Origin of the sequence: Acidiphilium sp. 34-64-41 (assembly GCF_002282635.1) — a bacterium.
GTDB classification, from domain to species: Bacteria; Pseudomonadota; Alphaproteobacteria; order Acetobacterales; family Acetobacteraceae; genus Acidiphilium; species Acidiphilium rubrum.
The window spans coordinates 1-5,182 of the sequence record NZ_NCJX01000139.1 but is presented as its reverse complement, the minus strand read 5'-3'; the positions used below and the strand labels follow the sequence as shown (position 1 = coordinate 5,182).

2 protein-coding genes are annotated in these 5,182 nt (G+C 64.7%); one reads left to right on the top strand and one right to left on the bottom strand.

All coding sequences use genetic code 11. The annotated features are described in order from the left end of the window. Nucleotides 1-68: 68 nt before the first annotated feature. The gene (locus B7X49_RS17985) at nt 69-2,720 is read right to left on the bottom strand and encodes a hypothetical protein (protein ID WP_286840506.1); all 2,652 of its coding nucleotides are present in this window, start codon (nt 2,718-2,720) and stop codon (nt 69-71) included. A gap of 168 nt (nt 2,721-2,888) precedes the next feature. Here B7X49_RS17985 and katG point away from each other — a divergent pair, with 168 nt between their 5' ends. Next, nucleotides 2,889-5,081 (top strand): catalase/peroxidase HPI, encoded by a 2,193-nt coding sequence (gene katG / locus B7X49_RS17980; RefSeq protein WP_286705304.1) that lies wholly within the window; start codon nt 2,889-2,891, stop codon nt 5,079-5,081. The last annotated feature ends 101 nt before the right edge of the window (nt 5,082-5,182 follow it).

The following is a 5,182-nucleotide window of genomic DNA, read 5'->3' as shown; positions in this document are numbered from 1 at the left end:
AGATCAAAATTCAAATCGACACCACCCACAAAATGCCGGAAAACTAAATAAAATCAAACTGTTATATGCTAACAATCCCGGCTAAGCCGGACGGCAGTGGTCTTTTTTACAAAAAAGAAGCCTTCCCTCCCCATCAACCCAACCCAGACCACCAGCGCCGCCAGCGCCAGGCTCACCGCAAGCCGCGTGCCGCGTGGGCGATAGAAAAAGCGCACCCGGCTTTGGCCCGCCGGCAGCGTGATCGATTGGAACACCGCCCCGGTCCGCCGGATCGCGGCGGGATGGCCATCGATGGTGACGTGCCAGCCGGGAAACCAGGCTTCCAACCGGGTCAGCTTCGCCGGCGCGGGGCAATCGGCGTCGAGCTTGTTCAGCCCGTAAGGGGTCAGGCGGCAGGCGGGCGATGCGGTGAACAGCGCGCGGTGCTGCGGCAGGCGATAGATCGTCATCACCCGATCCTGATAGACCCGCCTGATATGCTGGCTCTGGCGGTCCGTGCTGACGGTCAGCCGCGGCATGGTCGTGCCATCGGCGGTGCGGCGCAGCCAGATCGCCACCGCGCCCGGCCCCTGCCGGTGGGTGAGGCGGAGCGTGATCGTCTGACCGGCCGCGATCGGCAGCGGCGGGGTGAGATTAATCGGCAGCGGCGCGTCATCGGTTGCGTGATCGAGCGGCGCCGCGCCGGCGGCGCAGATCGACCCGGCGCAGAGCCGGGCGGCGAGGCTGCCGTGGGCGTGGCCGTTGTATGTGCCGATCAGGATGGCGATGCGGTCGATCGGGTTGGCGGTGCCGCGGATGATGCTGGTCTCGGCCGCCGGCAGGGTGGTTTCGAGCGACTGGCCGGAACCCAGCACGGCCGCGCCGGCGGGTGGCGCGTGGTCCGGCACCGCGAGGTCGATGCGGAACGGATCGGTGCCGGGGTCGGCGATGATGTATTTCACGCCGCTCGCCTCATAGTTTGCGAGGTTGCGGCGCAGCGCCGTGACCCCGCCTGCCATGCCCCGCGGGGTCCACCAGCCGACGAACATGATCGCGTCGGACTCGGCGTTCAGCCTTGTCGTGATGTAATGGCTCCAGCCGCGCGAGACCGGTAATTGATTGTCGTTCAGCGCGGCGAGTTCGTCACCGGCCGGATAATTCGGGCCGAACGGGCGCAGCGAGTAGAACCGGTTGGTGCCGAGATGCGCCTTCAGATAAGCGATGCCGCCACGGTGAAACTGATAGGCGCGCGGCGCGCAGAGTTGCGGCAGGCTCGCGATGATGAAGCTGTCGAGCACGATCAGGCCCAGCACGAGCGATGCGGCCAGCCTGGTCGGGCGGCGCAGCAGCGCGATCAGGATGGCGGCGCCGGCGGATAGTTCCAGCAGATTGCCGAACAGGATGAGATGACGGAGCGCGGGGGATGACGCGTGATACCAGGCGAGTATGGCATGGGCGACGGGCAGCACCGCGGTGAGACCGGCCGCGATGAGGAGTGCGACCAGCGCTGTGGCGGTGGGCAAGCGGGGTGGTCCGTCGGTGATCCACCGATCGAGGCCGAAGCCGGCCAAAATGAAGACAGCGAGTTCGACGGCGGGGGTGATGAACCTGACCGCATCGATCCGCGCAAGATCGGGGATGATGGCGTTGAGGATGGCGGTGACATGCGGCAGGCCGAAGCAGCGCGCGAGGCCGATCAAGCTGAACAGGGTGAGTGCCAGGATCAGGGTGCGGTTGCGGTCGGTGCGGGCGCGGACGATGGCGGCCAGCGCCGGCACCACGGCAGTGAGGCCGAGCCAGCCGCCCAGATCGGGCCAATCATAGATGAAGGGGGCAGGAATGCCGAGCGGCCGCCCAGATGGGATCGGGCCATAGATGAAGGGGAACAGAAAGACCGGCGCCATTTCGGGGCGCAGATGCAGGATCGCGTAGAATCGCTTGTGGAAGCCGAGAAATGTATGGCCGACATAATGCAGGAACGGGATGATCTGCGGCAGGGTGAGCATGAGACCGATGACAGTGCCGATCGCGAGTTTGGCCGCGAAGCGGCGTCGGTGCGGGCCGAGACCGGCCAGGCGGACCAGCGCCCACAGGGCCGCCAGCAATCCATCGAGATAGGCGACCTCGGGGTAGCCACCGTACAGCGAATAGGCCAAGGCGAAAGGGATGAGGTTCCAGCCACCCGTCTCGCCAGCGCGGGCGGCTTGGGCGGCGCGTTCGAGCCCCAGCAGCAGCAGCGGTAGGAAGGCCATCGACCCCATCGCCTGCGTTGCCATCAGGAAACTGCCGTTGAGGGCGAACAAGGCGCCGGTCAGCCACGCCGCTCGTTTGCGGCAACCGAGCGCGCGCATCAGGCAATAGGATGATAGTCCTGCGATACACTGCATCAGGACTTTCACGACCAGCCAGCCCTGCCACCATTTGAAGATCAGGATGAACGGCAGGAAGAAGGACATGGTCTGCATTTCGGCCGCGAGCGGCATGCCGATGCCGGAATAGGGATTCCACCAGGGCACGATGCCGTGCAACCAGTCGAGCGCGCTGAGCCGGCCGAGCGGCTGGTTCAGAATGCCGATCGAGGCATCGACATAGCCGGGTGAACCGAACAGCCAGGGTTGGCCGTGGTAGGTGGCTAGAAAACTCCAGGCTCCGGCGGGGTTGACCGCGACGACGCCGAGCAGGGCGAGGATGCTGGCGCCGATCGGCAGGGCGATCAGGCCACAAAGGGCGAGCGGCTTCATGGCGCGGTTTTGTCCGATCTGGCGAAACAAGCAAGATCGGTCGCATGTGACGCATAGGTTTGCCCGATGAACGAGATATGGAGAATCGACTTCACCTATAACGGCATGGGGTGCTCTAAGGGGGCTTCGTGGCGGAACTGAATCAATCAACAAACCAACGGAGACACAATGGACGGCGATAGCAAATGCCCGGTTGCGGGCGGCGGGTCTGACAGGCGCACGGTGCTTGCGGCGATGTCGAACCAGACGTGGTGGCCCAACCAGCTGAATTTGAAGATCCTGCATCAGAACGGATCGTTGTCCGATCCGCTGGGCGAAAGTTTCAACTATGCCGAGGAATTCAAGAGCCTCGATCTGGCGGCGGTGAAGGCGGATCTGTTCGCGCTGATGACCGATTCGCAGGATTGGTGGCCGGCGGATTATGGCCATTACGGGCCGTTCTTCATCCGCATGGCGTGGCACAGCGCCGGCACCTACCGGATCGGCGACGGGCGTGGCGGCGCCGGTGCGGGCACGCAGCGGTTCGCGCCGCTCAACAGCTGGCCCGACAATGCCAATCTCGACAAGGCGCGCCGGCTGCTCTGGCCGATCAAGCAAAAGTATGGGCGCAAACTGTCCTGGGCCGACCTGCTGATCCTGGCCGGCAATTGCGCGCTGGAGTCGATGGGGTTCAAGACCTTCGGCTTCGCCGGCGGGCGTGAGGATGTGTGGGAGCCGGAAGAGGATATCTACTGGGGCTCGGAAGACACCTGGCTCGGCGATCAGCGCTACACCGGCGATCGTCAGCTCGAAAACCCGCTCGGCGCCGTGCAGATGGGGCTGATCTATGTCAATCCCGAAGGGCCGAACGGCAAGCCCGATCCGCTCGCCTCGGCGCGCGACATTCGCGAGACGTTCGCGCGGATGGCGATGAACGATGAAGAGACGGTGGCGTTGATCGCGGGCGGCCACACCTTCGGCAAGACCCATGGCGCGGCGGACCCGGGCCGGTATGTCGGGCGTGAGCCGGAAGGTGCCGCGATCGAAGAGCAGGGGTTGGGGTGGAAGAACACCTACGGCACCGGCAACGGCGCGCATACCATCACCAGCGGTCTCGAAGGGGCGTGGAGCCACAACCCGACGCAATGGGACAACAATTATTTCGACAATCTGTTCAACTACGACTGGGTGCTGACCAAGAGCCCGGCCGGTGCGCATCAATGGACTCCGGCCGATCCGGCGGCGCACGATGCCGTGCCGGATGCGCATGATCCGGCCAAGCGCCATGCGCCGATGATGCTGACCACCGACCTCGCGCTGAAGGTCGACCCGCAGTATGGGCCGATCTCCAAGCGGTTCCATGAGAACCCCGATGAATTCGCCGAGGCTTTCGCCAAGGCGTGGTTCAAGCTGACCCATCGCGATATGGGACCCTACATCCGGGGGCTCGGGCCTGAAGTGCCGGCCGCACCGCAGATCTGGCAGGACCCGGTGCCGCCGGTGACCCATGAGCTGATCGGGCCGGCCGAGATCGCGGATTTGAAGGCGCGGATTCTGGCTTCGGGCCTGTCGGTTTCGCAGTTGGTTTCGACCGCGTTCGCCTCGGCCTCGACGTTTCGGGGCACCGACAAGCGTGGCGGTGCGAACGCGGCGCGCATCCGGCTGGCACCGCAGAAGGATTGGGAGGTCAATCAGCCGGCGGTCTTGGCGCAGGTGCTGGAAACGCTGGAAGGCATCCGATCTGCGTTCAATGCGGCGCAGACCGGCGGCAAGGCGGTTTCGCTGGCCGATCTGATCGTGCTGGGCGGGTGCGCCGCGGTCGAGCAGGCGGCGGGGCACACGATCGAGGTGCCGTTCACGCCGGGGCGGACCGATGCGTCGCAGGACGAGACCGATGTGCATTCGTTCGCGGTGCTCGAGCCCAAGGTTGATGGGTTCCGCAATTATTTCGCCGGTGGTCATCGCCGCTCGGCGGAGGAATTGCTGGTCGATCGGGCGCAGTTGCTGACGCTGACGGCGCCGGAAATGACGGTGCTGCTCGGCGGGTTGCGGGTGCTCAACGTGACCTCCGGGCAGCCGGGGGTGGGTGTGTTCACCCATCAGCCCGAGCGGTTGACCACGGATTTCTTCGTCAATCTGCTCGATATGGATATCGTCTGGCAGAAATCCGCGGTGTCGGACGAGGTGTTCGAAGGGCGCGACCGGCTGACCGGCACGGTGAAATGGACCGGCAGCCGGGTTGACTTGGTGTTCGGCTCGAACTCGCAACTGCGGGCGATCGCGGAGTTGTTCGCGTGCTCTGACTCGCAGGAGCTGTTCGTGACCGATTTCGTCCGGGTGTGGGACAAGGTGATGAACCTCGATCGGTTCGACCTGGTCTGATTGCTACGGCATTCACACATTTCACTTGCCCTTTCGAACCGGCTCTGATTCTCCATGATTTTAGGATTGACGGGGGACGAGATGGCGGTTCGGGGCGGCGC